The 26,122-nt window shown below is 72.1% G+C and carries 22 protein-coding genes and 1 pseudogene; 15 read left to right on the top strand and 8 right to left on the bottom strand.

Annotation, left to right across the window (positions count from 1 at the left end; all coding sequences use genetic code 11):
- The first annotated feature begins 74 nt into the window (after positions 1-74).
- Positions 75-1,058, top strand: coding sequence for an NAD-dependent epimerase/dehydratase family protein (locus ACYVLT_RS02625; protein WP_461118434.1), 984 nt, complete (start codon positions 75-77; stop codon positions 1,056-1,058).
- A 32-nt stretch (positions 1,059-1,090) separates the two neighbouring features.
- Complete coding sequence (locus tag ACYVLT_RS02620; protein WP_461118433.1) at positions 1,091-2,407, top strand: UDP-glucose dehydrogenase family protein; 1,317 nt, start codon at positions 1,091-1,093, stop codon at positions 2,405-2,407.
- Positions 2,408-2,434: 27 nt separating this feature from the next.
- Here ACYVLT_RS02620 and ACYVLT_RS02615 read toward each other — a convergent pair whose 3' ends face one another.
- The gene (locus ACYVLT_RS02615) at positions 2,435-3,085 is read right to left on the bottom strand and encodes a hypothetical protein (protein ID WP_461118432.1); all 651 of its coding nucleotides are present in this window, start codon (positions 3,083-3,085) and stop codon (positions 2,435-2,437) included.
- 117 nt (positions 3,086-3,202) lie between these two features.
- Positions 3,203-3,448 (bottom strand): hypothetical protein, encoded by a 246-nt coding sequence (locus tag ACYVLT_RS02610; RefSeq protein WP_461118431.1) that lies wholly within the window; start codon positions 3,446-3,448, stop codon positions 3,203-3,205.
- Positions 3,449-3,509: 61 nt separating this feature from the next.
- Here ACYVLT_RS02610 and ACYVLT_RS02605 point away from each other — a divergent pair, with 61 nt between their 5' ends.
- Both ACYVLT_RS02605 and ACYVLT_RS02600 read left to right on the top strand, forming a co-directional pair.
- On the top strand, positions 3,510-4,115 hold the full coding sequence (locus tag ACYVLT_RS02605) for a TetR/AcrR family transcriptional regulator (protein ID WP_461118430.1): 606 nt from the start codon (positions 3,510-3,512) through the stop codon (positions 4,113-4,115).
- Between the two features lie 48 nt (positions 4,116-4,163).
- Positions 4,164-4,619 (top strand): alpha/beta fold hydrolase, encoded by a 456-nt coding sequence (locus ACYVLT_RS02600; protein ID WP_461118429.1) that lies wholly within the window; start codon positions 4,164-4,166, stop codon positions 4,617-4,619.
- A 586-nt stretch (positions 4,620-5,205) separates the two neighbouring features.
- Here the strand turns inward: ACYVLT_RS02600 and ACYVLT_RS02595 are convergent.
- Complete coding sequence (locus tag ACYVLT_RS02595) at positions 5,206-5,769, bottom strand: AAA family ATPase (RefSeq protein ID WP_461118564.1); 564 nt, start codon at positions 5,767-5,769, stop codon at positions 5,206-5,208.
- Positions 5,770-5,806: 37 nt separating this feature from the next.
- Between ACYVLT_RS02595 and ACYVLT_RS02590 the strand changes: the two genes are divergently transcribed.
- Positions 5,807-6,769, top strand: a complete 963-nt coding sequence (locus ACYVLT_RS02590) for a threonine ammonia-lyase (protein ID WP_461118428.1) — start codon at positions 5,807-5,809, stop codon at positions 6,767-6,769.
- Positions 6,770-6,867: 98 nt separating this feature from the next.
- Here the strand turns inward: ACYVLT_RS02590 and ACYVLT_RS02585 are convergent, their stop codons facing one another.
- Entirely contained in the window at positions 6,868-7,434 is a 567-nt protein-coding gene (locus tag ACYVLT_RS02585; protein ID WP_461118427.1) for a DUF402 domain-containing protein, read from the bottom strand.
- A gap of 95 nt (positions 7,435-7,529) precedes the next feature.
- On the opposite strand from ACYVLT_RS02585, the gene ACYVLT_RS02580 reads away from it, so the two are divergent.
- The 6 genes from ACYVLT_RS02580 (at position 7,530) to ACYVLT_RS02555 (ending at position 18,956) form a co-directional block, all read left to right on the top strand.
- Positions 7,530-8,339 carry a phosphotransferase family protein gene (locus ACYVLT_RS02580; protein ID WP_461118426.1) on the top strand — a complete coding sequence of 270 codons (810 nt, stop codon included), beginning with the start codon at positions 7,530-7,532 and terminating at the stop codon, positions 8,337-8,339.
- Between the two features lie 214 nt (positions 8,340-8,553).
- A complete protein-coding gene (locus ACYVLT_RS02575) occupies positions 8,554-9,816 on the top strand; it encodes a glycosyltransferase family 39 protein (RefSeq protein WP_461118425.1) in 1,263 nt (420 codons plus the stop codon).
- Between the two features lie 134 nt (positions 9,817-9,950).
- On the top strand, positions 9,951-10,388 hold the full coding sequence (locus ACYVLT_RS02570) for a hypothetical protein (protein WP_461118424.1): 438 nt from the start codon (positions 9,951-9,953) through the stop codon (positions 10,386-10,388).
- Complete coding sequence (locus ACYVLT_RS02565) at positions 10,360-14,166, top strand: NACHT and WD repeat domain-containing protein (RefSeq protein ID WP_461118423.1); 3,807 nt, start codon at positions 10,360-10,362, stop codon at positions 14,164-14,166. The genes ACYVLT_RS02570 and ACYVLT_RS02565 overlap by 29 nt, the downstream gene beginning before the upstream one ends.
- A gap of 248 nt (positions 14,167-14,414) precedes the next feature.
- On the top strand, positions 14,415-14,963 hold the full coding sequence (locus tag ACYVLT_RS02560; RefSeq protein WP_461118422.1) for a hypothetical protein: 549 nt from the start codon (positions 14,415-14,417) through the stop codon (positions 14,961-14,963).
- A 12-nt stretch (positions 14,964-14,975) separates the two neighbouring features.
- Entirely contained in the window at positions 14,976-18,956 is a 3,981-nt protein-coding gene (locus tag ACYVLT_RS02555; RefSeq protein ID WP_461118421.1) for a hypothetical protein, read from the top strand.
- 279 nt (positions 18,957-19,235) lie between these two features.
- Here ACYVLT_RS02555 and ACYVLT_RS02550 read toward each other — a convergent pair whose 3' ends face one another.
- Positions 19,236-20,099 (bottom strand): NAD(P)-dependent oxidoreductase, encoded by an 864-nt coding sequence (locus tag ACYVLT_RS02550; protein ID WP_461118420.1) that lies wholly within the window; start codon positions 20,097-20,099, stop codon positions 19,236-19,238.
- Positions 20,100-20,184: 85 nt separating this feature from the next.
- On the opposite strand from ACYVLT_RS02550, the gene ACYVLT_RS02545 reads away from it, so the two are divergent.
- Together ACYVLT_RS02545 and ACYVLT_RS02540 are read left to right on the top strand one after the other, a co-directional pair.
- The gene (locus ACYVLT_RS02545; RefSeq protein ID WP_461118419.1) at positions 20,185-20,577 is read left to right on the top strand and encodes a MerR family transcriptional regulator; all 393 of its coding nucleotides are present in this window, start codon (positions 20,185-20,187) and stop codon (positions 20,575-20,577) included.
- Positions 20,574-21,143, top strand: coding sequence for a dihydrofolate reductase family protein (locus ACYVLT_RS02540; RefSeq protein ID WP_461118418.1), 570 nt, complete (start codon positions 20,574-20,576; stop codon positions 21,141-21,143). The genes ACYVLT_RS02545 and ACYVLT_RS02540 overlap by 4 nt, the downstream gene beginning before the upstream one ends.
- 31 nt (positions 21,144-21,174) lie before the next feature.
- Here the strand turns inward: ACYVLT_RS02540 and ACYVLT_RS02535 are convergent, their stop codons facing one another.
- The 3 genes and pseudogenes from ACYVLT_RS02535 to ACYVLT_RS02525 form a co-directional block, all read right to left on the bottom strand.
- Entirely contained in the window at positions 21,175-21,765 is a 591-nt protein-coding gene (locus ACYVLT_RS02535; RefSeq protein WP_461118417.1) for a hypothetical protein, read from the bottom strand.
- A 72-nt stretch (positions 21,766-21,837) separates the two neighbouring features.
- A pseudogene (locus ACYVLT_RS02530) lies at positions 21,838-23,066 on the bottom strand (DUF1501 domain-containing protein).
- Between the two features lie 4 nt (positions 23,067-23,070).
- Positions 23,071-24,330, bottom strand: a complete 1,260-nt coding sequence (locus ACYVLT_RS02525; RefSeq protein ID WP_461118416.1) for a DUF1800 domain-containing protein — start codon at positions 24,328-24,330, stop codon at positions 23,071-23,073.
- A gap of 93 nt (positions 24,331-24,423) precedes the next feature.
- On the opposite strand from ACYVLT_RS02525, the gene ACYVLT_RS02520 reads away from it, so the two are divergent.
- Together ACYVLT_RS02520 and ACYVLT_RS02515 are read left to right on the top strand one after the other, a co-directional pair.
- On the top strand, positions 24,424-25,545 hold the full coding sequence (locus ACYVLT_RS02520; protein WP_461118415.1) for a glycoside hydrolase family 43 protein: 1,122 nt from the start codon (positions 24,424-24,426) through the stop codon (positions 25,543-25,545).
- A 35-nt stretch (positions 25,546-25,580) separates the two neighbouring features.
- A complete protein-coding gene (locus ACYVLT_RS02515) occupies positions 25,581-26,090 on the top strand; it encodes a polyketide cyclase (protein WP_461118414.1) in 510 nt (169 codons plus the stop codon).
- Positions 26,091-26,122 lie beyond the last annotated feature (32 nt).

The following is a 26,122-nucleotide window of genomic DNA, read 5'->3' as shown; positions in this document are numbered from 1 at the left end:
ACGGACGGGCTGTCGTCCCGTGCTCGCGGCCGGCGGATCGTCCCCGATCACGCGCCGGACCAACGGGAGTTGCCGTGGTGACGTCGGGTTCGCCGAGCGGTGGCAGGGTCTTCCGCCGGGCCGTGGTGACCGGAGGCGCCGGGTTCCTGGGGTCGAACCTGTGCCGGGCGCTCCTCGCGGCCGGCACCCGGGTCGTGTGCGTCGACGACCTGTCGACCGGGACCGCCGAGGCGGTCGAGCCGTTGCGCGCGGATCCCGGGTTCGAACTGGTCGTCGCGGACGTGAGCGACGGGCTACCCGTGGCCGGGGACGTGGACCTCGTCCTGCACTTCGCCTCGGCGGCGTCACCACCGCGGTACCTGGCCCGTCCGGTGGAGACGTTGCGGGTGGGCAGTGCGGGCACGCACCACGCCCTGAGCCTGGCCCGCGACCGCGGCGCGCGGTTCGTCATGGCGTCGACGTCCGAGGTCTACGGGGATCCGTTGCGGCACCCGCAACGCGAGGACTACTGGGGCAACGTCAACCCGGTCGGCCCCCGGTCGGTCTACGACGAGGCCAAGCGCTTCGCCGAGGCGTTGACCACGGCCTTCGGCCATGCCGAGGGCGTCGACGTGGGCATCGTGCGCATCTTCAACACCTACGGTCCCGGACTCCGACCGGACGACGGCCGTGCGGTGCCCAACTTCATCCGGCAGGCGCTCGCCGGAGAACCGATCACGGTGGCCGGCGACGGGCGGCAGACCCGTTCGCTGTGCTACGTCGACGACCTGGTCCGCGGTGTGCTCGCCCTGGCGCGCTCCGGCCTGCGCGGCCCGGTCAACATCGGCAACCCGCAGGAGGTGACGGTGCGGGACCTTGCCGTGCGCATCCGAGACCTGGCCGGCAGCTCGTCGCCGCTGCGGTTCGTGGAGGCGGCGGCGGACGACCCGAAGCGACGGTGCCCGGACATCGCGCTGGCGCGGCGTGAGCTCGGTTGGGCTCCGGAGGTCGACCTGGACGAGGGGTTGCGGCGGACGATCTCGTGGTTCGCCTCGACCGGGCCCGACCGGCGGTCGTAGGCCCGGGATCCGAGGGGGAGAAGGGGGAATCCATGCAGCGGATCTCGGTGGTGGGCAGCGGGTACCTCGGCGTCACGCACGCGGCGGGCCTGGCCGAGCTCGGGTGCGAGGTGGTGGGGCTCGACCTGGACGAGGCGAAGGTCGCGCGACTGGCCCGCGGCGAGCTGCCGTTCCACGAGCCCGGGCTGGCCGAGCTGGTGCGCGAGCACGTCACCTCGGGCAGGCTCCGGTTCACCACGTCCTACGACGAGGCGGCCGAGTTCGCCGACGTCCACTTCCTGTGCGTGCACACGCCGCAGCAACCGGGCGGGGAGGTGGCGGACCTGAGCCACCTGGAAGCCGCCGTGCACCGGCTGGTGCCGTTGCTGCGGCGGGAGTGCCTCCTGGTCGGCAAGTCGACGGTGCCGGTCGGCACGGCCGCCCGGCTGGCCGGTGTCGTCGCGGACCTGGCGCCGGCGGCGGTGACGGTGCGCCTGGCGTGGAACCCGGAGTTCCTCCGGGAGGGCCACGCGGTCGCGGACACCCTGTCGCCCGACCGCGTCGTCCTGGGCGTCACGGGCCAGGAGCCGGAGAAGGTCCTGCGGGACGTGTACGCGCCCCTCGCGGATGCCGGCGTGCCGTTCGTGGTCACCGACCTCGCCACCGCCGAGCTGATCAAATCCGCCGCCAACGCCTTCCTCGCGACGAAGATCTCCTTCATCAACGCGATGGCCGAGGTGTGCGAGGTGGCCGGTGCGGACGTCACCCTGCTGGCCAGGGGTCTGTCCTACGACCCCCGGATCGGCGACCGGTTCCTCGACGCCGGTCTGGGCTTCGGCGGCGGCTGCCTGCCCAAGGACATCCGGGCGTTCGCGGCCCGTGCCGAGGAGCTCGGCGTGGGCGCCGCGCTGTCGTTCCTGCGCGAGGTCGACTCGATCAACCTGCGCCGCCGTGCCCGGGCCGTGCACCTGGTCCGCGAGCAGTGCGGGGGCTCCCTCGACGGCCGTCGCGTGGCCGTGCTGGGCGGGGCGTTCAAGCCGGACTCCGACGACATCCGCGACTCGCCCGCCCTGCACGTGGCGGAGGAACTGCGCCGCGGCGGGGCCGAGGTCACCGCGTACGACCCGGTGGCGAACGACAACATCCGGCGCCACCACCCCGGGTTGGGTTGCGCGGACACGGTGGAGGACGCCTGCGCAGGTGCCGACGTCGTCGTGCTGGCCACGGAGTGGGCGCAGTTCCGGGAGGTCGACCCCGAGGCGCTGGGCACCGTCGTGGCCCGCCGGCACGTGGTCGACGCCCGCAACGCGCTCGACCCGGAGCGCTGGCGCCGTGCCTCCTGGGACTACCGCGCCCTCGGTCGGCGATGACCCCGCCGGTGCGCTCGGGTGAGGTGCCTACGTCTCGTCGCGGTCGGGACGTGCCGTGGTGCCCGCCCAACGGGACGGACGAGGCGCGGTCCCGTTCGCCGCTTCGTCCCGGCGGTGGATCTCGATCAGCTCCTCGCGGTACCGGTGATCCGCCGTGGGCAGTTCGTCGCGCACTTGAGCGCCGTTGTCCCACCACTGCACGAGACCGCGACCCGACTCCTGACCGGCGCGGGTGTGCACGCAGTGGGCGTAGTCCGGGACCTCGACCAGTGCTTCGCCGAGAGCGACCTTGGTGGCGACCCAATCGGCGTGCTCGGCAGCGGTGCGGTCCTTGGGTGCGGTGGCGAGCAGGCGCACCGCGTGACAGGCCATCATCCAGTCCCCGCCGGGGTTCGCATCGGAGTTGCGGTGGAGCACGTCGACCAGCACCGGCCCGAGCGGCAGCCCCATCCCCACGTCCTCCACCGCGATGATCCGCAGGCGTCGCCACAGGTGTTGAGCGACATCCGCCGAGGTCGTGAACATCTCGTGGGCGGCGAGCACGGCGTTGTCGACGCGACCGCGCCTGATCTCCTTGTGCAGGACGGAGACGAGGTCGTCCACCGGGATGCCGTGCGGCGAGAGGATCTGCGAGTAGGGGTCCTCGGTGAAGTGCCCGGGACCGTAGAGACGCGGCATGATTCGCGTGTCCTTCCACGTGACGACGACAGACACGTCCGACGCGCGGAAGGGGTCTCCAACACCCTCACCGTAGCACCGCACGATCGACCTCACCCTCGTGCGTCCACCTGATCGTCATCGACCGGCGGTGGGGTCGCGCAGCGTCAGGGGCGGGTCGCCGGGTGAGGGCGTCTCGGGTGACCGCTCGGCCTCGACCTGGATCTCGATGTTCGTCCGGTGGCTGATCGGGTCCCAGATCTCCTCGAACGGTGACATGAGCGACTGACCTCCGCCGCGGCGGGCACGCACGGCGTACCAAGCGAACCCCGCCAGGCAGAGCGGGAGGCTGAGCAACGAGGCCGCGACAGCCAGGAAGTCCATGCACCGGAGCTTATAGTAACATCGCGTTTCCAGAAACGCTTCGTTACCGAGTGGGGGGGCGATGGTCAGGCTGACACGGGCCGAGCAGCAACAACGCACGCACGAAAACCTGCTGGTCGCCGGCCGGCAGGTGTTCCTCCGACGTGGCTTCCTGGCCGCGACCGTCGAGGAGATCGCGGCCGACGCCGGGTACACCCGCGGTGCCGTCTACAAGCACTTCGGCGGCAAGGAGGGGCTGTGGCTGGCGATCATCGAAGCCGACGCGGGCGCCCACCTGCGCCACCTGCGCGACACCCTCGCCCACGCCACCGACCGTGATGACCTGATCGCGGCCCTCGTCCCCGTCGACCCGGCCGACGAGCACGCGGCCAAGTGGACCGCCGCCGCCGCGGAAGTGCTCGCCGCGACCGCACAGCAACCCGACACCGCCCCGCTGATCGCCGCCGTCCAGCAACGCCACGACGAGGAGGTCGTCGCCCTGCTCACCGAGCACACCCGCCGCCTGCGCCTCGAACCCGCGATGCCCCTGCACCAGGCGGTCGTCATGCTGGGCGCACTGGGGATCGGCCTGGCCCTGCGCCAGACGATCGCCCCACCCGCGGACTCCACCGCCATCCTCACCCACGTGCTGACAACCATCTTCCCGCGCGGCTCCGCGGACCGCTGAGACCTGCCCGCCGGTCACCGTCATCGGCCGTCCGCCCACCGACGGCCGATGGGGATCCCCGGACCCGGGCTGCTCGCCGGCGGCACCACGATGCTCTCCTGGCGGGACGCGCTGTGCGCGCGGCTCGCCGCCGGCGGACGTCGAGTGGTCCGTTACGACCTGCGCGATTGCGAGGGCTCCACAACCGTCGATCCAGAGGCACCCGACTACACCCTGCGCGATCTCGCCGCCGACGCCGCCGCGCTCGTCACCGCGCTCGGCGCCACCACCGCCCACCTCGGCGGCTCCGGCGTCGGCGGGATGGTCGCGCAGGTCGCCGCACTCGACCACCCGAACGTGTTCTCGGCATTGACCTGCCGACCACCTCGCCTCGCGACTAACCACCGAGCGTTCGCCCCACGGCCGCACCGCTCTCGCAGGAGCGAGCCACCACGGGGAACCTGCCCTCCTGCCCCAGCAGGCACGTTCGATTCACTCAGACGGACGCTCCGCTGTTGCGGCTGAAATCGGGTCTTGAAGGTCCTGAGACACAAGGGCATTCAGTCGAGCGTGGAAGTGCTCTTCCCCAACGGCTTTCCGTATCGTTGCGACGAGTTCGACCCGACGAACGTCCGCTCATGCGGCTCATCGAGCCGTTGGCCATCTTGGGCAGATATCGATGGTCTGCGAGATCGAGTCGTTCGATGCCTGCCCTGTCCCACTCAAGGTGGAGGTGCGAGGGCCGTGCATGCCGCACCAGGGGCGTTCGGCTCCTCGTGCTCGATCTCGTACTGACACTCCGAGCACGGCCCGGGGGCGATGTGCTCGCGCCAGTCGTGTCCGCACTGCGGGCAGTCGCCGTACCAAGGGCGCCGACGCCTCCACTTCATCCGGAGATGATCGCGCGAACCCGAGACCAGGTGAAGTCCGTTTCTGCCGCCGACGGGTGCTTCGGTCTGCTCCTCATGGCGACGTGCGGACAGATCAGGATCACCAGTTGGCGAGGCGCACTCTCACCTGGTGGTTGTGCTCGGCGTGCGAGATGACCGTGCCGGCGATACGCGCACCCATCGGCGAGGTCCCTGTCGCGCCCCACGCCAGGTGGCTGCGGTCAGGAAATGGTCGGTGGCCAGCGATGCTCGCGCCACTCGTCCCAGGAGGCGAATCCGGCCGGCGGGTCGTCGATCGGTTCGCTGCCGTCGAGTTCACCGCGCGTCGGGACCTGGATGACGCCGGCCCACTCGGCGAGTTCCTCGTCGGACATGGGCCACGTGGTGTCCGGCTCGTCGGCTTGGCGCTGGTCGAGTCGTCTCCGCTGTTCGGCCGGGGACACCTCAAAGTAGTGCATCTCCACGCCTGCGCCGCGGTCCGCCGCGGCCTGGCGCAGTGCGGAGCGCTCGTCCCGAGCCCACAGCCCGAAGTCGATCACCACGTTGGTGCCCAGCTCGATGGCGCGCAGTCCGATCCCGATGAGCCGTCCTTCGATCACGTCGGAGGCCGAACGCGGGTTCTCCGGTCCGTGGAGAGCCTTCACCCATTCGTCCTTCGTCAGCCGAAGCGCGCCGCGCTCGACCTCGATGCGCCGCGCGGCGACGGTCTTGCCGGTGGCGGGCAGCCCGACGGTCAGAAAAAGTGTTGGTCGCCTCATCCCATCCCCAAGCGAGAACCTCATCATCACCGATCGCGTGCTCCGAGGTGTATAGGGTCTCGGAGTGCTCAAGACGCGGCTTGATCTCGATCGGATCCACGCGGCCCGCCACGTGATCGACCCCATGTTCCTGGACACTCCGATGTACCGGTGCGACGCCCTGGGAAGCCGACTCGGCTGCACGGTGAGCATCAAACTGGAAACGGCGAACCCGGTCCGCAGCTTCAAGGCCCGTGGTACCGAGCTCGTGACGAGCCTGCTGGCCGAGCAGGGCCGCACTGCCGCGGTGTGCGCCAGCGCGGGCAACCTCGGCCAGGCGCTCGCCTGGTCGGGACGCCGCCGGGGTCTCGACGTGACGGTGGTGGCATCGCGGCGCGCCCCGGTCGCCAAGCTGGATCGAATCCGCGCGCTCGGTGCGGAGTTGCTGCTGGTGGACGGCGACATCGAGACGGCCCGCGAACAGGCGGCGATCATCGCGCAGCAACGCCGCATCCGGTTGGTCGAGGACAGCCTGGACGTCGAGACCTGCGAGGGCGCCGCGACGATCGGCCTCGAACTGGCGGACGGGCGGGCCACGTTCGACTCGGTCCTGCTCGCCTTGGGCGGCGGCGCGATGGCGACCGGTGTGGGTCACGTCCTCAAGAACCTGGCGCCCGGGGTCGAAGTGATCTGCGTGCAGCCCGCGGGCGCACCGGCGATGACCCGCTCCTGGCACGAGCGCCGCGTCGTCACCACCGAGTCGACCGACACCATCGCCGACGGCGTAGCAGGCCGGTTCCCCATCCCGGAGGTCCTGGACGACCTGCTCACGGTGGCCGACGACGCCGTCCTCGTCCACGAGTCGTCGATCATCGCGGGTATGCGGATGCTCCTGGAGCACACCGGTTTGATCGTCGAGCCATCCGCCGCCCTCGGCGTCGCCGCCGTCCTGGAAGACCCTGACCGTTTCGCCGGCCGTCACGTCGTCACCGTCATCTGCGGCGGCAACGTCGACCTCGATGCCTACCACCGTTGGGTTCGTCCGTGACCCGCGCCGATGCACCGTCATGCCGCTGATCGGTCGCTACGCGGACGTCTCCTACTGCCGATGAGCGGATATGGGCGGGACGGGTGGTAGTGGTCCGATCAGCCCGGTGCGGTGACGATCGGTCCGAGTGGGCTGGGGAGCGCCGCCAGGGCGTGCAGCCGCCGAGGCGGGAAGTCGGTCCACGTGTCGCTGGGGTCGCGGGCGGCGTGCAGGTGCCGGTCCAGGAAGCGCTGCCAGCGCCGGAGGCCGTCGATGGCGGTGGCGATGTCGAGTTGCCCGGCTTCGATCGCGTCGGCGAACTCGTCGAGGTCGAGCAGTCGCTGGTGGCGTCCGTCGGTGGGCACCAGGACGTCGGCGTAGAGGTCGCGGACGGTGATCGAGTCCTGGGTGGACGAGACGTGCACGAGGTCCACGTACCAGGTGGTCGGTCCGGTCTGGGCGCGGTCGGTTCCGCGGCGGGACCGCCAGGCGGGAACGGACATGCTGACACCGAGGTCGAGCAGCACGAACACGCGCTCCAGCAGCGTACGTCCGGGCCACGGGTCGAAGCTGTCCGGCAGTTGGAACTCGTAGGTGAGCGTGTCACCGAGGCGGACCCCGGGCAGTGGCCCGAACAACGGTGCCGGATCGCCGTGAGCGCCTCGCCAGACCTCGACTCGTTCCATGAACCATTCGTACCCGACACGGCGGAAGCGTGGTCGACGCGCCGGGCACGGAAATTCGGTGGCGCGGGTTCGGCCGTTCACCCAGGATCAACCGCGTGCTCGTCGCCCCGGACGCCGTCGTGGCCGGTCATGGTCTGCCGATCGGGCCGGTCACGATCCACGTCGATCGTCCCGGCCGGCTGGTCGCCCGGGTCGGCGACTTCGCGGTGAAGGCAGACGAGCGGCCGGGTGCGTTCGGGCGGGAACGGGCGGCGATCGCCCGGCTCAAGGCGGCGGGCCTGCCGGTGTCGGAAGTCCACGCCGGTCGTGATGACACCCCCTCCCATCTCGTGCTGCGGTGGATCGAGGGAGAGCCGCTGTCGGCGGCCGGCCCGCCGTCGGCGTTGCGGGAGGCGGGCCGGTTGCTGCGCCGGGTGCACGCCGAGCCCGAGCGCAGGCCGGACACGATCGGTGCGTGGATGACGGGCTGGACCGCCTGGATCGTGGCCTGGCTGGCGGACTTCGCCGACGTGCCGGCCCAGCGGTGCGACGAGATTCGGGCTTGGTGCCGACGCCTCCAGCCGCTGATGACCGGCCGCGGCACGCTGACGCTGCTGGACGGCCGCCCTGCGCACTTCCTGGTGCGCGACGGCCGGATCGCCGGCCTGATCGACCTGGAGGACGTCAGCGCCGGCGATCCCGCGATGGACCTGGCGGTGCTCGCGGTCGCCGACGAGAACTTGCTGCCCGCGGTGTTGGAGGGATACGCGCCGACGAACGCGGAAGCGGTCGCTTTCGACGAGCTGATCCCGTTCTACGTGCTGCTGCGCCGGCTCGCGGCAGCCAAGTGGGAGCACGAGCGCGGCGACGCCGCTCGCACACCCCGTCTGTTGGAGCAAGTCGCCAGGACGCGGATGTCTCCTTGACGCCGGCCCCGTGGGAATAAAAGTCCCCTCCGGACGGAACAGTTCATTCCCCGGCACCGGAAATAAGCGACGGAATCGATTGGAATATGTGCCCTATACGGGTGAAGTGCGCCTGCGGTGCGTTTGTCGCAACGACACGCTCTGATAGGACGGTCGGCCTGGTCCGCTGCTCGGCGGAACGACCTCGTCGCCGGTCGACAAGGAGCAAGGTCACGTGCTCGAAGGGGCATCGACAAGCACCACCGCGTCCTCGCCGGACTCCGCCGCGCCCGCGAAGGACCCACTCCGGTGGGCCGCGTGGCTCGAGGCACTGTGGATCTTCCTGCTGAGCAGGCTGGCGATGGTGGTGATCACGATCGTCGCGGTCGCCGAACCCGGTGGCTTCCAGTGCCTGTCGCAGCTGCGCCAGTGCTCCAAGAGGTGGCACCGGTTCGACATCGGCTACTACCTCCAGATCGCCTCGCACGGCTACTGGGACCCGCGGCAGCCGGTGGTCTGGCCGCCGGACGGGGTGCGCACCGAGTTCCCCGAGGCGGTCGTCTTCTTCCCGCTGTGGCCGAAGCTGCTCGGGTGGTTGTCCATCCCGTTCGGCCGCACCTACTGGCACGCCTACTACGTCGGTCTCGTGCTGGCCAACGTGCTGGCGCTGGTGGCCCTGTGGCTGCTGTACAAGCTGATCAGCGAACGGTTCGACCGCCGCACCGCCCGGTGGTCGGTGTTCTTCCTGGCGTTCAGCCCGTTCTCGGTCACCTTCGCCGCCGGCTACGCCGAGGCGCTGTTCGTGCCGCTGACCCTGGCGGTGTTCCTGCTCGTGCGCCACGAGCGCTGGCTGCTCGCCGGCGTGCTCGGCGCGCTGGCCACCCTGACCAGGCCCAACGGGATGCTGATCGTCATCGTCTTCGTGGTGGCCCTGGTGCACCGCTTCGGCCCGCGCGACCTGTTCACCCGGCACGGGCTCGGCACCAAGCTCAAGATCGTCGCGTCGGCCGCGATCGTGCCGCTCGGCCTGCTGGCGTACATGGGTTACCTGTGGTTGCGGTGGGACGACCCGTTGGCCTTCTCCCGCTGGCAGCAGGACTACTGGCACCGCAGCCCCGGTTGGCCGTGGGAGCCCATCGTCCAGGCGGTCGGCAACGTCATCCGCTCGAACAGCCCGCACAACGACACGGACTCGTTGTGGGAACTGCTCTTCCTGGTCCTGCCGCTGCTCGCGCTCGGGTTGACGTGGCGGCGGCTCCCGCCGGACTACCTGCTGTTCGCGGTCGCGATCTTCCTGCTGACGGTCAGCACGTCCGCGGGACCGGTGGAGCCGCTGTCCTCGATCGGCCGGCACATGTCCGGCGCCTTCCCCGTCGCCGTGGCCTACGCCCTGCTCGCCGTCGAGAAGGTCCGCTGGCAGCAGGCCCTGATGGTGTTGAACCTGGCGTTCTTCGGCCTGTTCACGGCGTACTTCGCGGTCGGGCGCTGGATGGCGTGACGAACCGACCGCCGCGGCGCTTCGCCACCGCCGTAGGCCATCCGAGTGGTCGTTGGAGCGGTCGTCACATCCACGCTCGCGAATCACGCCACGCTGAGAGGTGGCGGCGTGCCCAAGCTGATGGGGGAGGAAGCATGGATCCGGAAACGGCGGCACTCGCGGCGGCCGCCGCGGCGACGATGGTCGAGCTGCTGACGACCGAGGCGTGGCAGAAGGCCAAGTCGGCGATCGGCGGGCTGTGGCGACGTGCCCGTTCGACCGACGCCGAGGCCGTGGACGTGATCGACGTCGAGATCGCCGAGACCCGGGTGAGCGCGATCGCCGCGCGCCAGGCGGAGGACGACGAGGCCGAGCGCGAGCTGGTGGGCGCGTGGCAGGCGCGGCTGAGCAGGCTGCTGGCCGCCGAACCCGCGCTGGTGCCCGAGCTGCGCAGGCTGCTCGACGACACCCTGACCCCCGCCCTGGACGAGAGCGCGCCGGGCCGCACGACGATCACGATGCGGGCGACGGCCTCGGACGACGCCCGGATCTACCAGGCGGGTGGTGACCAGCACATCAATGAAGGCCGATGACCAGGACGCCGAGCCGGCACCCGGGAAGTCCGTCCACCTGGAGGCGATCGCCTCGGGGGACGCCAGGGTGGTCCAGGTCGGCGGCCACCAGCACAACTACTACGGCGCGGGCGTGCACGGCACCCGGCGCACGGAGCCGGGCTCGACCGACGGGGAGTGCCCGTACCCGGGCCTCGCCGCGTTCGGCCCCGAGCACGCGCGGTGGTTCTTCGGGCGCGACGCGCTCACCGCGGAGCTGGTCGAGCTGGTGGACCACCGGCAGCGCGCCGGGGGAGTGCAGGTGGTGGTGGCGCCGTCCGGCGCGGGCAAGTCGTCGTTGCTGCGCGCCGGTCTGCTGCCCCGGCTCAAGCGGTCGTCGTTGCCGGGATCGGGCACGTGGCCGCAGCTGCTGTTCACCCCCACCGCCGATCCGTTGACCGCGCTCGCGGAGCAGGTCGTGCCGTTGCTGGGCGACCGGCCCGGCGTCACGGTCGAGGCACTGGCCGCCGACCCGGCGCGGTGCGTCGACGCCATCGTCGAGGCCGGCGGGGACGGGCCCGCGGTCGTCGTGGTGGACCAGCTCGAAGAGCTGTTCACCCTCTGCCCCGACGAGGAACGGCGGCGCGCCTTCACCGAGGTGCTCGACCGGTTGGCCCACGTGAGCCCGCCGGCGTTGGTCGTGGTGGGCGTGCGCGCCGACTTCTACGCCTCGTGCGCCAACGACCCGGTGCTGAGGGCCGCGTTGCGGGACAGCCCGCTGGTCATCGGTCCGATGTCGGAGGTCGAGCTGCGCGAAGCCGTCCTCTACCCCGCCCAGGACGTGGGCCTGACCGTCGAGCCGGGCCTGGTGGAACTCCTGCTGAACGACCTCGGCGCCGCCGGTGACGCGGCCGGTTACGACGCGGGCAGGCTCCCGCTGTTGGCGCACGCCCTGCGGGCGACCTGGCAGCGGCGCGAGGGCGACGCGCTGACCGTCGCGGGCTACCGGGCCACGGGCGGCATCGAGGGCGCCGTCGCCCGCACCGCCGACCGGGTCCACTCAAGCTTGGACGCGACCGGCCGACACCTGACCAGGTTGTTGTTCCCGCGGCTGGTGAGCATCGGCGACGGCACGGAGGACACCCGGCGTCGCTTCCCCCGTGCGGAACTGCTCGAAGCCGGTGGCGACCCGGACGCGGCGTCGGCCGTGCTGGCTGCCTTCACCGCCGCACGCCTGCTCACCCAGCGGGAAGACACCGTCGAGATCACGCACGAGGCGCTGGTCCGCGCGTGGCCCGCGCTGCGCCGGTGGATCGACGAGGACCGCGCCGGGTTGTTGGTGCACCAGCGGCTGGCCGAGGCGGCGACCACGTGGGAGCGCACGGAACGCGATCCCGGCGCGCTGTACCGGGGCAGGCTCCTCGCCGACGCCAACGTCGTGGCCGCCGACCCGGCCCGCCCGCTCACCGAGCTCGAACGCGAGTTCATCACCGCCAGCGGCCGAACCCAGCTGCGGAGCGTGCGCAGGTTGCGGCAGCTCATCGCCCTGCTCGCGATCCTGCTCCTGACCGCGTCCGCCCTGGGCGGCCTCGCCTACCGGCAGTCCCTGGACGCGCGGCAGCAGGCCCGCGCGGCGGTCGCGAGCGGGCTGGTGGGCCAGGCGAACGCGTTGCGCGAGAGCGACCCGCCGACCGCGCTGCGGCTCGCCCTGGCGGCCCACCGGCTTGCGCCGACGCCCCGAACGAGGGAAAGCCTGCTCGGCCTCTTGACGCAGAGCCGGTACACCGGCGCGATGACCGGTCCCGACGGCACCGTGCGGGCACTGGCCTACAACCACGACGGCAGCATGATGGCGGTCGCGAGCGGCCACGCGATCACGCTGTGGAACGTGCCGGACCGGACCAGAATCGAAACGCTCAGGACCTTGACCAACGACGTGGAATCGGTCCGGTTCAGCGACGACGGCACGCTGCTCGGCGCGATCACCGACGACGGGACGGCCGCCCTGTGGCGGATCGACGGGACCAGGGCGGGGCCGCCGTCCACCTGGCGGGTTTTCGAAGACCGGCTCGGCACCCCGTTCTACAAGTCGTCCTTCGTCTTCGCGCCCGGTGGGCGCACCGCGTACACCAACGGCTCCGGCGCGGGTTCCTTCGGCATGTCGGTGTGGGACATCTCCGACCCGGGCGCGCCCCGGCGGCTGGCGGAGACGCAGGACACCGGTGCCAAGTCGATCGCCCTGAGCGGCGACGGCCAGGTGTTGGTCACCGCCGAACCGCCCGGCCGGAGCGCGACGCTGTGGAACGTGAGCAGGCCCGCGCAACCGGTGAAGATCAAGCGGTTCGACGTGCCGGGCCCCGGCGTGGACAGCCCCGAGGTCGCCTTCAGCCCGCACTCGGCCACCGTCGCCGCCGCCAACGGCAACACCGTGTCGGTGTGGGACGTCAGCCGACCCGAGCAGCCCGTCCACCTGGCCACCACGGCCGAGCACGGCGAACGGGTCCTGGGGCTGGCCTTCCACCCGACCGCCGATCTCCTGGCCACCGCGAGCCTCGACCACACCGCGGTCGTGTGGAACCTGTCCGACCGCACTCGCGCCGCCAGGTGGTCGACGCTCAAGGGGCACAAGGCCGGGCTGTACGCGGTCGCCTTCAACCCCGACCAGTACACCCTGGCCACCGGCGGAGTCGACCGCAGCGCGATCCTGTGGCGGGTCGGCAACCCGACCGAGCTCGGCGTGCGGCAGGTGGCCCACGGCCACGGCGACGTCGGGCTCAACGCGGTGGCGTTGAGCCGGAACGGCGAACTCATGGCCACCGCCGACACCGGCAGCCAGGTGCTGCTGTGGGACGCGGCCGACCCGCGCGAACCCCGCCAGGTCTCGTCGTTCGAGGTTCCGCTCGCCACCCACTCCGGGCAGACCTCGGTCGTGATGAACAGGTACGGGGTGCAGGAGCTGGCGTTCTCCGATGACGCCGACCTGCTCGCCACGCGGGACCTGAGCCCGAGCGGCACCCTGGGCACGGCGACGCTGTGGGACGTGTCCGACCCCGGCAGGCCGCGCGCGCTGGCCGAGCTCAACGACGACCGGACGATCTACCGGGGCATCGCGCTGAGCGGGAACGGCGACGTCCTCGTCACCGGGAACGAGGTGTGGGACGTGCGCGCCCCCACCGCACCGAAGAGGGTCGCCACGCTGCCCGACCACGCGTCCGTCACGGCGATCAGCCCGGACGGCGACACCATCGTGGTGAACGGCGCGAGTGCCCTGTGGGATCTCACCGACCCGGCACACCCCCGTGAGCTGGCCGACGTGGCCCCCGCCCTGAGGCAGGTCGTGGACGTCGCCTTCAGCGATGACGGGCGCACGCTCGCCGTCACCCTCCAGGATGGCACCACCGCCCTGTGGGACCTCACCGACCGCGCGCACCCGAAGCCGCTGCCACGCTTGACCGGAGGACACGACGGCCCGGTGAACGCGGTCGCCTTCGCGCCCGGCGGCCGGTTGGTGGGCACGGTGGGCGACGACCGGCGGTTGGTGCTGTGGGACCTCACCGACCGGGAGCACCCGGTCAAGCTCATCGCGGCGGCGCAGCACGGCAACGAGGTCATGGGCATCGCCTTCAGCCCCGACGGCACCACGGCGATCACCACCGGCGCGGACGGCAACATCGGCGCCTGGCCGCTTGAGGACCTCACCCGCACGGTGGACGACTTCGTGGGCCGCGCGTGCGAGATCGCGGGCGACGACGTGTCACGCGAGGACTGGTCACGGCTTGTGCCCGGCGTGCCGTTCGAACGGACCTGCGCGGACTCGTAGGTCAGGTTGGCGTTCGGGAGCACAGCTTGGTCCACAATGGACTGTAGTCGGGGCGGTGTCGGAACGGTACGGCGCGGCGACCCGGTCCGGTCGTCGCCAGGACTCGAACCTTGCTCACGTGCGGACTGTGCACGCTTGAGCGAGACGTTCGCCCGTTCGGGCGGATCGCGCGGAATCGCTACCGGCGTTACCACGGTCGGACCAGAATCGGTGGGCCGCAGGTCGCCGAGCGAACCAGGAGCCCGCCGATGGCCGACCCGTTCTCCCTCAGCGCCCTCGGCGCCGTCGCGCTGGGCGAGGGGGTCAAGTTCCTCTACAACCAGGTCACCGAGCTGCTCAAGCGGCGCCGCGATCGCAAGGCGGGCCGGCCGGTCGACACCGAGCCCCGAGCCGAGGCCCCGGTCCTGGACGGGCCGCTGGACACCTCCGAGGTCGACGACGACGTCCTGGAGGCCAGGCTCGACGAGTTCGAGGCGCTCTACGACCAGCTGGGCCGCTACGCGCACGACCTCGCCGACGTCGACCCGGCCGACCGCGCGCTGGTCGAGCGCGTCGAGGCGGTGCGGCGACTGCTGGAACTGGTGTACGGCCGGCGGATCACCTTCCGCGGCGAGCAGCGGGAGCCCTCGGGCACGGCGGTCCAGGTCGGCATCGAGGCCGAACGCGTCGACGGCTACGTCGCGGCCGTGCGCGCCAGGACGATCGGGGGCGCGGACGTGGTGGTGCGCAACCAGGTTCGAGAGGTCGGTCCGACCGGCGAGGTCGTCGGCGTCGACGCCGACCGCATCGGCGACTGACCCGGACCGCCCATGCCGAACTCGACCGTCGGGGACCTGTTCGCGCGTCCCCTGATCGACTCGCACCTGGACCGGCTGTTCGTCGAGCGACCCTGGCTCGCCGAGCAGGTGACGACCGCGCTGGACGACCCCGGTTGCCGGTTCCTGCTGCTGACCGGCGAACCGGGCAGCGGGAAGTCGTCGTTCGCCGCGTGGCTGGCCGACCGGGTGCCGGACGTGCTGCGCTACTTCATCCGCAGGGACAGCAAGTCCGTCGCCTCGTCCGGCGACGTGCAGTCGTTCCTGCTCACCATCGGCCACCAGTTCGCGGTGCTGCGCCCCGAGGCGTTCGAACCGGACCTGCTGCGGCTGGTGGTCGAGCAACAGGCGGGCCAGGTGCACCCCGGTGGCCGGGTGATCGGCCTGCGGGTCGAGGACCTGGTGGTCTCGCCGTTCGCCCGCACGTCGGCCACCGTGCGCCAGCGGGCGGACGTCGTGCAGGGCGAGATGATCGCGGTGGACGCGGGCCGGCTCGTCGGCGACCCGCGCCTGATCGAGCCGGAGAACCTCCAGCACCTCGCCCTGATAGCGCCCGCGATCGCACTCGACGAGGTCGACCCGGCGGCACGGGTCGTGGTCGTGGTCGACGCGGTGGACGAGTTGCGCTTCCAGCCCGACCAGCAGTACCGCCCCGCGAACGTGCTGGACTGGCTCGCGACCTGCCCCGAACTGCCGCCCAACGTGCGCGTCGTCGTCAGCGCCCGACCCGACGACGACCTGCTGGCCCGGTTCCGCGGCGCCCAGCAACCGTGGCTGCGAGAGGTGGTCATCGACGCCGACGCGGACGAGGTGCGCGCCGACGTCCACCACTACACCAGCCACGTCGCGACCGCGGAGCCCGCGCTCGACGCCGCGCTGCGCGAGGCGGGCGCGGTCCCCGAGCGGTTCTGGGAGGCGGTGGCCGCCCGCGCGAGCGGGAACTTCCAGTACGCGAGCGCCGTGGTGCGGGCGGTGATCGACGCCGTGCGGCGCGGCGAACGCGAAGAGCTCGCCTCGCTCGCCCGCCTCGACAACCTGCCCGCCGAGCTCGACGACCTGTACGCGTTCTTCATCCGGCTGGTGCGCGACGGCGTGCGGCACCGCGTGGTCGACCTCGTCGGACCACGGCCGCAGCGGTCCGCCGCGTGGACCGCGCTCTACCAACCCCTGCTGGCGGTGCTGGCCGTCGCCCAGGAACCGCTGACACCGGTCGCGGCGGCCCGCCTCGTCGCGCTCCCGGTGGACGAGCGCTTCGTCGTCGAGGCGGCGACCGGGCTGACCCAGTTCCTCGACCAGGTGGGGGACGGCTACCAGCTCTACCACACCAGCTTCCGCGACTTCCTGCTCGCCGCGCGGACCGATCCCGAGCTGAGGGTCGACCCCGCGTACTGGCACGACCGGATCACCGGCACCGCCGTGCAACGCCACGACGCGACCGGGTGGTTGGGCGCCGACCCCTACACGTGCCGTCACCTGGCGGTGCACGCCGCGAGCGCGGGGCGGTTGGACGAGCTCGCGGTGGACGCGGGCTTCCTGGCCGCCGCCGATCCCGACATCCTGCTGCGGGAACTGCCCGCGTTGCGGCAGCCCGACGCACGCGCCGCCGGGTGGGTGTACGAGTCCGCGGCCCGCCGGTTCGCCGGTGGCCCGCCCCTCGAACGGGTGAGCTACCTGGGCTACGTCGCCCGGCAGCAGCGGGTCGGCTTCCTCGTCGACGCCATCGCGGCCCTTCCGGTGCGCCCCGACTTCGCGGTGCGGTGGCTGCGCTCCTGGCAGTGGCGGCCGCACCACCGGATCGGCCGGTTCGGCTCCCACGCGAGGGCGATGTCGATCGACCCGGAGCTGGACGAGATCGTGATGGTCGACCACCGGGGTGTGGTGCGCATCGTCAACCGCAGCACCGGCCTGGTGGCGACGGAGTTCGACTTCGCCACGGCCGTCGGTCCGTGCAGCGCGGTCGGCCTGGGCAGCGCGGGCGGCCGGACCGTCGCCGTGTTCGGCCGCGAGGACGGCCAGGTCCACGTCTGGGACCCGAGGACGGCCGAGCCGGTCACCCTGCCGCTGTGGGGCCGGTCGGGTTCCACCGTGCCCACCATGCTGGTGTTCGCCGGGCGGGCCACCGCGCCACCCGTGGTGCTGGACGTCCCCGACGAGATCATGGCGGTGGCGGCGGCCGAGGTCGGCGGACGTTCCCTCGTCGCCGCGGGCGACATCCGAGGCGTCGTCCACGTGTGGGACCTCGCGACGGGCGAGTTGATCCTGGAGATCACCCCGTTCGACTTCGGCTGGCCGACGACCATCGCGATGACCGACGGCGCCCACGGCACCGTGATCGCGGTCGGTGACAACTGCGGACGGGTCACCGTGCTCCACCTCGGCGACCGCCCCGCCTGGTACGGGCGGGAGCCGATGCACCAGCTGGAGCTGGACGACGGCGAAGTGCCCCTCGGCATCAACGCCCTGGTCTTCGCCACCGTGGCCGACACCCTCGCCGTCGTCACCGCGGGGGAGGACAGCACCGTTCGGCTCTGGGCCGCCGACGACGGCCGCCCGCTCGGGGAGCCGATCGACGTCGGCGGCGACAACGCGACCGCGCTCGCCGTGCTGCCCGACGGCGTCCTCGCGGTGGGTGGCGACGACCTGCACCTGTACTCGCTCGAAGACCTCCGGCTGCTGGCGAGCGTGTCGAGAGCGCACGACTCGCGGGTCACGACGGTCGCCGTCGACCGGTTCCGCGCCGCCCCGGCGGTGGTGAGCTGCGGTCACGACGGGGTGGTGAACGTCTGGCCGGTCCCGGACCTGCTGTCGTCCACCGCACCTGCCGACGAGGAGTCGCACGACCTGCACGCGATCGTGTCCGCGACCGTCGGCGGCCGTTCGGTGGTCGTCACGGCGGACCTCGACAGCGGCGTGCGGCTGCTCGACCCGGTCACGGGGCAACAACTGGGGGAGACGCTGCACACCGGGCAGAAGGGCGTGCACGCGTTGGCGGTCGTGCCGGACGAGGACGGGTTGTCGGTCGCGGCGGGAGGTCGCGACCACACCGTCGTGCTCCTCTCCGTCGACCAGCACGGTGCGTGGTCGCGTCGGCGTGTCCTGGCAGGGCACACCGACTACGTTCCCGGGCTCGCGTTCGGCCACATCGGCGGTCGACCGGTGCTCGCCACCGGGAGCGGGGACCACACGATCCGGCTGTGGGACGTGGCCGACGGGCACTGCGTCATGACGCTGACCGGCCACCTGGGGACCGTCCAGTCCCTGCTGTTCCCGCCCACGCGGAAGTCGGCGCTCGGGCGTGACCGCCCCCGGCTGCTGTCCGGTGGGGCCGACGGCGCGATCCGGTTGTGGGACCTGCGGACGGGGCGGCAGGTCGGCGAGGCGTTCGTGGACCCGGGCGGGGTGCTCGACGACGATCGCGAACCCGAGGAACCCGATCTGCCCGAGGACGAGTCCGAGTGGTCGCCGGAGGACCGCCGCCGGGCCGCGGACAACCTCCTGCTGAGGGCGGACATCAGCAGGTGGATGGCCGAACGCAGCTGGCAGCTGGCCGGGAACCCGCCCGACCCGGAGTGGACCGAGCGCAAGGGCGGTCTGTACCGCCCGGCGATGGTGCTGGCCTCCCGTGCCGTCGGTGACCGGTCGCTGGTCTACGCCGGGTCGTGCAGCGGGGTTCGCGTGTGGCACCTCGACCGGGACACCCTGACCCCCGGCGCGTGGCTCCCGCTGCGTGCCGGAGCCGTCTCGGACATGTGGCTCGACGAACGCGGCTCGCGCCTGCTGACCGTCGGCCAGTCCGGAGCGCTGGAGGTCACGAGCCTGCGTGACGGCGCCCGGTCGGCCTTCGACACGAGCAACCGCCTGTTCGGGGTCACCGTGGATGCCGCCGACCCGGACACCGCGGTGGTGTGCGGATCGCTCGGCGCCCTCTCGATCAGCCTGCCGGACGAGTTCTCCTCGCCCGAGCCCGCCGGGTGACCCACCTCATCGTTTGACCTGTGCCGGTCGCCGGTACCCAACGGGTGCGCGTGCGACTTCACCAGGAGGACCCCATGCACGAGACGGACACCGGACGAACGGTCGCCAACCCACGCCGCACGCGGCTGGGGAAGGACTGGACCGCGCGGTCGGCGGGGGTGACCGACCGGTCGCGACCGGCTCCCGGTCCCGGGACCGACCTGGAGGAACGCTCCACCGATTCCTGAGTGCCCGGACGCTGCCCCGCGGCCCTTCCCCGGCCGGTCACCACCGCGTGGCTCAGGGGGTGCGGAACTGCTCCACCAGCGCGACGTACCCGCCGGCGCCGTGACCGGCCGCCGCCGCCCGCTCGGCCAGTGCCTTGACCAGCCTCGGCAGCTCCGCGTTGACACCGAGCGACTCGCTCTCCTCGACGACGTGCGCCATCGCCACCAGGTGGATGTCGATGGTGCCGTCGTCGGCCGGGTAGGTGCCGCTGTCGACCTGCCGCGCGTAACCCGGCAGCCAACCGGCCACCATGTCGACCGCCGTCCGCGCGATCGGCAGGTACGCCGTGGCGGACACACCGGCCGTGCCGAGGATCGCGGCGCCGTTGAGGAAACCGTCGAGCATCGCCCACATGAGGACGAGCGTGGCCATCTCGTGCGTGGCCGACAGGCCGGGGTCGTCGCCGAGGTGCATACCCGTGCCGAGGCTGTCCAGCGTGGACCGGTGGGCGTCGTACAACGGTCGCGGCCCGCTGTAGGCGAGCACGGCGTCGGACGTGCCGACGGCATCCGGAACGGCCATGACCCCGCCGTCGAGGTAGCCGCCGCCGCGGCGCGCCACCTCTGCCGCGAGCGCCCTGGCACGCGTCGGCGAGCCCGAGGTCAGGTTCACCACGACCCGGCCGTCGAGCGGTCCGTCGAGGACCTCCGCCACGGCGTCGTAGTCCTTCACGCAGACCACCACGAGCGGGGACGCCGCGATCGCGGCCGACGGAGACCCCGCGAGCGTCGCGCCGCGGGCCACGAGGTCGTCCGCCTTCGCGGTCGTGCGGTTCCACACGGTCGTCGGGTGTCCCGCGCGCAGGAACGCCCCGGCGACGGTGCCGCCCATCAGTCCGAGACCCAGAACGGTGACGGGTGTGCCGGTGTGCACCATGTGCTCCCTCTTCTTGATCGTTGATCGTCGATCGGTGGCACAATCGTCAACGTTCACACCGGTATGAAGGTCAAGGGGGATTCGCGTGCTGATCGGGGAGCTGAGTCGGCGGACCGGGGTGAACCCGCACCAACTGCGGTACTACGAGGCGCAGGGCCTGCTGGTCCCCGACCGCGGTGGCAACGGCTACCGCGAGTACGGCGACGACGCCGTGCTGACCGTGGCCCAGATCAGGAAGCTGCTCGACGCCGGCCTGTCGACCCAGGAGATCGGCTACCTCCAACCGTGTGCCACCGGCCCGGCGCCGGACCTGAAACCCTGTCCGGAAACCCTGGACCTGCTGCGGGCGCGCATCGCCGAGCTGGACGAGCGCATCGATACGCTCGCCCAGTCCCGTGAGACGTTGCGGGAATACTTGCTTGCGACGAAGCAGCGGATCCGGCCCCGTGCTTCCGGGATCCGAGGAGAAGACGCATGAGTGACGTGGACACCGGCACCGGCAAGGTGGTCGTGAACAGGGCGATGTCGCTGGACGGCTTCATCGCCGGTCCCGGCCACGCGATGGACTGGATCGCCGAGTACGTGACCTCGGACGTGTTCCCCGAGGTCATGGCGGCCACGGGGGCGATGCTCATCGGCCGGCGCACCTACGAGGTCGGCAAGCGCATGGCCGAACAGGCCCAACAGGCCGACCACGCCGAACAGGCCACCGCCTACGACGGGGGAGCGCTGTTCGTCCTCACCCACGAGCCGCCCGACGAGCCGGACCCCACCGTCACGTTCCTCAGCTGTGGACTGGAGGAAGCCGTGGCCACCGCACGCCGCGCCGCGGGCGGCAAGGACCTGGAGATCCTCGGCGCCGACCTGGCCACCCAGTGCCTGCGGCACGGGCTCGTCGACGAGGTCCTGGTCTACGTCCTGCCGGTGCTGCTCGGCGACGGCGTCCGCTTCTCACCCGGGGGCCTCGACCGGATCGAGCTGGAGCCTTTCGACAACAGGCAGGCAGGTGCCGTCACGATGCTCCGCTTCCGCGTGCGGAAGTAGGCGCGGCCGGATCCGCACGGGTTCCCGCCCGTCACACCATGCCCTTGCCCCGCGGGTGTACGTGATCCCGTCGCGCGCGCCCGGGTCGAAGTCGTGGAAGATCAGGTGGTTGGACATGCCGGCCTGCGGGAACCACCGGCGGTTGTTCGCCCGCGCGAGCCGGTAGGACTTGCTGGGGGTTGCGCGTCACCGTGACGACCGGTGCCGGCTGGTCGTGCTGGACGCCGCCGGGCTGGGCCAGCGGCCGGTTCGCCGGGAGCAGGTCGACTTCCTCGTAGCGGATCCACTGGTCCGGGTAGGCGGCGTTCCAGTTGTCGAACATGCGCCACGCGGCGCTCTTGTCCACGGCCGTGTTGCCCTTGATGAGGTTGACGGCCTTCGCCCGGGTGGTCGCGTAGTTGGCCTTGAGCCACGCCTCGGCCGCGACCGGGTCGATCGGCGGTCCGGGCGGCGCGACGTGGCACAGCAGGGAGGCGTCCGCCTCGTCGTACTCGTAGGCACCAGTCGGGGTTGTCGGCGACCGGCTCGAACAGGTACTGCGGTGCCGGGTCTCCCGAAAGCGGTCGAGGTGCTCGGATCCCCTTTTCCGTGACGCGTGCGGCCTTCCGCCTGTACTCGTCACGTGGAATCCTTGTCGTGCAGGGACGTTCGCCGCTACCACGCGGTCGGTGCCGCGTGCGGTGCGGGTGACGGGTCACCTCCACAACGAGTCGAGCCGGCCTGCGTGGTCGGGGAGCACCCGACCGGGATCGGTGCCGAGCACGCGGTCGAGCAGGGTGGCGTAGACGTCCCGGAAGTCGGTGGTGGCCTTGAGGTCGCCGTCGTCGAGGTCGGTCAGGCTCGGCTGTGCGCCGTGGAAGCCGCCGTTGACGCCGCGGCCCAGCAGGAACACCGGTCCCGCCGTGCCGTGGTCGGTGCCGTCACCGGAGTTGGCGCGCACGCGTCGGCCGAACTCGGAGTACACCAGCACCACCGCGCGCTGCCCGACCCGACGCGTGAACGGGGTGAGGGCGCCGTCCAGCTCGGTGAGCAGCCGTTGCTGGGTGGCGCGTTCGTCGGCGTGGGTGTCGAACCCGCCCAACGACACCGAGTAGACCCGCGGCGGCGCGCCCGCCTCGATGAGCCGCGCCACGACGTCCAACTGGGTGGCCAGATCGGTGTTCCCGCCCGCCGAGGAACCCTTGTCACGGCGGGCGTCCGGATCGTCCTCGCCCGACTCCCGCGCCGCGTCGCGCAGGTCGGCGGAGGCGCGGTACAGGTCGGTGATGGAACGGGCGGCCCGCGCCTGCCACGTCCCCTCGCCGTCGGCCTCGCCGCCGAGCCCCGCGAACGCCTCACGCAACCGCCCCGACGGCAGGCGCAGACCGCTCAACGGCAGCGAGGCCGCCGCCGTGCTCTCACCCGCGAGCATCGGCGGGAGCAGGGGTTCCACCGACAGCGCCCGCAGCGGGTCGCCGTCGGCGGTCACGTCGAGCCAGCGGCCCAGCCACCCGGACGGCACGGAGGTGCGCGGCGAGGCGGTCTGCCAGATCGCCATCGACCTGAAGTGGCTGCGGTCCGGGCGCGGGTAGCCGACGCCGCGCACGACGGCCAGGCCGCCCTCGTCCCACAGCGACTTCAGGCCCGCCATACCGGGGTTCAGCCCCAGGCCCTCACCGAGGTCGAGCACGTCCTCGGGCCGGTACGCCAGGTCGGGCCGGGCGTCCTGGTAGGCGCGGTCGGCCGCCGGGACGACCGTGTTCAAGCCGTCGTTGCCGCCGTAGAGGGTCACGACCACGAGCACGCCGCGATCCGGGGCCGGCGGGCGTTCGGCCGCCGCACCCATCAGGTCCGGCCAGCTCACCTGGTCGCACCGACCGCGAGCGCGCCCGCGGCGGTCACCCCGGAGAGGGTGAGGAAACGTCGTCGCGTCACCCGGTCCACGTCATCACCCGCTCACCACGTACTCGGGGGCGCACGCCGCCGCGGTCGTCAGCTCCGCCGGGTCGTCGGCGACCCGTGCCAGCGCGGACCGGGTCCGCTCGGACCAGGCGTCCACACCCAACCGCCGCCGCACGCCCTCGACCGGATCGGCCCTGCCCAAGCCGGACAGGTCGGCGCGGTCGGCGACCAGGCGGGCCAGGTCGAGCCTGGCCGGCCACGCCGCAGTGGTCAACCAGGCGCCGCCCGCGGGCCAGCCGCCGACGCTCGGCGGTCGGAACGGCACCTGCCCCAGCGCGCGCAACCCCCGGCCGAGCCTGCCGGCGGCCTGGTCGTCGAGTTCCGCCGGCCGCACGCCCAACGCCCGCAGCAACCCCACCAGCCACTCCACGGGTTGTTTGACCAGCGCGTTGGCCGGGTCGAGGAACGCGGGCTCCGTCGCGATCGCCCGCAGCGCGGACCGCGTGTCGACGCGGAAGGCCGCCACGACCCGCTCCACCGCGTCGGGCGCGGGCGGTGCGGCGGACACCAGCCGGAACCACAGCCGCCCGACCACGAAAGCCGCCGACTCCGGCCTGGACAGCACCAGGTCCACCAGCGACGCGGCGGTGTGCGGCGCGGTGTCGCCCAGGATGGTCTTGGCGCCGCCGTCGTGGCGCTTGGCGACCGGCTCGGCGCGACCGGCGGCCCGGTCGACCTTCCACCCGGTCAGCGCACGAGCCGCCTCCCGCACGTCGTGCTCGTCGTAGTGGCCGATGCCGAGCGCGAACAGCTCCAGGAACTCGCGGGCCAGGTTCTCGTTGGGTGAGCCGGCGCGGTTGTCGTCACCGTCGAGCCACAGCAGCATCGCCGGGTCGACCACCACCGCCCGCGCGAGCGGGCCGAACGGGCCGAGGCCCAGGCGTCGGAACAGCTGGTTCTGCGCCAGCATCAACGCGGGCGAGCGCACCTTCTGCTCGCTGGTGGCGAAGTGCCCGTGCCAGAACCAGGTGATCCGCTCGGTCGCGGCGGCGTCCGCGGTGACCATCCGGTCCAGCCACCACACCACCAGGGCTCGTTCGGCCGCGGCCCGCTGCCGGTTGGCCTCCCGCTTGTCGCCGGTCGGGCGCGGTGCGCCCACCGACGGGGGAGGGGCGTCCTCGGCGGTCGGGACGGGCAGGGCGTCGAGGACGGCGTCGAAGCCGCGGTCGAGGTCGCCTTCACGCGGGCCGAAGCCGAGCCGGTCGTACAACCTGCGCACGGCGGCGTGCTCGTCCAGTTGCGCCATGCCGACGAGTATGTGATCTCCGCACCGGCCGCGGCGTGCGCGGGGCGGGATCTTCAGCGGGTGCTCAGCGCCGCCGGCCACTAAGAAGTACCCATGCGCTCCTCCTCCGGCTCCGAACGAACGATCCCGGCCAGGGTCGGGCGGCTCACCGCGGCAGCGGTCGTCGCCGCGCTCGCCCTCGTCTGGCCGCCCGCCTCCGGCGCCGAACCAGCCGTGCGGGACGACTGCGAGGTGTCGACGCGGGCGGGGACCGGGCTGCGCGCCGCCGACCCGAGCGTGATCCGCGTCGGCGGCACCTACGTCGCGGCGCAGGTCGGCGGTGGCGGCATCCAGGTCCGCCAGGCGTCGTCCCCGGACGGTCTGGCCGCCGCGCCCGCGCGCCTGGTGTGGCGGGACGCGGGCAACCGCGGCTCGGTGTGGGCGCCCGAGATCGTGCGCGACGGCGGCCGGTACTACATCTACTTCACCGCGGGCAACGAGGCGGCGCACCGCATGTTCGCGATCAGCTCGACCGCACCGGACACCGGCTACACCAGCGAGGTCGCGCTCACCCTCCCGGATGACCGGTGGGCCATCGACGGTGTCCCGGTGACGTTCAACGGTCAGCGCTACTTCATCTGGTCGGGCTGGGACTGCACCACCGACGTCGAGCAGAACCTCTACATCGCCCGCATGTCCGACCCGCTCACGGCGGTCGGCGACCGCCACGTCATCTCGCAGCCCCGCGAGCCGTGGGAACGGGTGGTCGGCAACCCGTACGTCAACGAGGCGCCCGAGGTGATCAAGGACCCCGACGGCCGGTTGCACGTCGTGTACTCGGCCAACGGCAGCTGGAGCGAGCAGTACTGCCTGGCCGACCTGCGGTTGCGCGCCGGCGGCGACCCCACCCGGGTGTGGGACTGGTACAAGTCCAACGGCTGCCTGTTCGGCTCCAACCGGGCCACCATGATGGCCGGGTGGGACCCGACCCTGCACGTCGACGGGCCCGGTCACCACACGTTCGTCCTGCTCGACGGCGACATCGCCACCAGCCCGCCCGCCGGCCCGAGGTTCCCGCTGATGTACCACGCGGTGCCCAAGGGCACGCCCTACCACTGGGACAACCGCTACTGGTACACCGGCACGTTCGCGTGGTGGGGCGACACGACCTACCGCCGCGCCAACGTCCCGGGCGCCACCGCGGACACCGGCTGGAGCCTCAAGTTCTTCGAGTAGCGGTCCGGACCTCCCCGGTGGTGGATGATGGACGGGTGATCGGCGATCGGTGGGGTGTCAGCGACGGCGAGACCTCGCGCCCCTACCCGTGCGACGACTTCGTCACCTCACCCGCGTTGCGGGCGTGGCGGGGCGTGGACGTCCAGGCGCCCGCCGAAGCGGTGTGGTCGTGGGTCGCCCAGGTGAGGCTCGCGCCGTACGCGTACGACTGGATCGACAACCTCGGCCGCCGCTCGCCGCGCGAGCTCGCGGGCCTGCCCGAGCCCCGACTCGGCGAGCGGTTCACCACCGCCGGTGGGCGCCGGCTCGGCCGGATCGTCTCGGTCGAACCGGGCAGGCAGCTGACGGGCGCCATCATGGGCGCCTTCATGTCCTACGTCCTCGTGCCCCAAGGTCCGGACACGACGCGCCTGCTGCTCAAGGTCGTCATGCGGACCAACCGCTGGGTGGCCCTCGCCGTGTCGGTCGGCGACCTGGTCATGGCCCGACGGCAGCTGCTCAACCTGAAGCTGCTGGCCGAGCGGCACCAGCACCGGGCGGCTTGAGGACGGCACCGCCGTGCCGTCGGCGAGTCCGG

The sequence above is a fragment of the Saccharothrix stipae genome (assembly GCF_054781895.1).
This window is presented reverse-complemented; position numbering and strand designations above follow the sequence as displayed.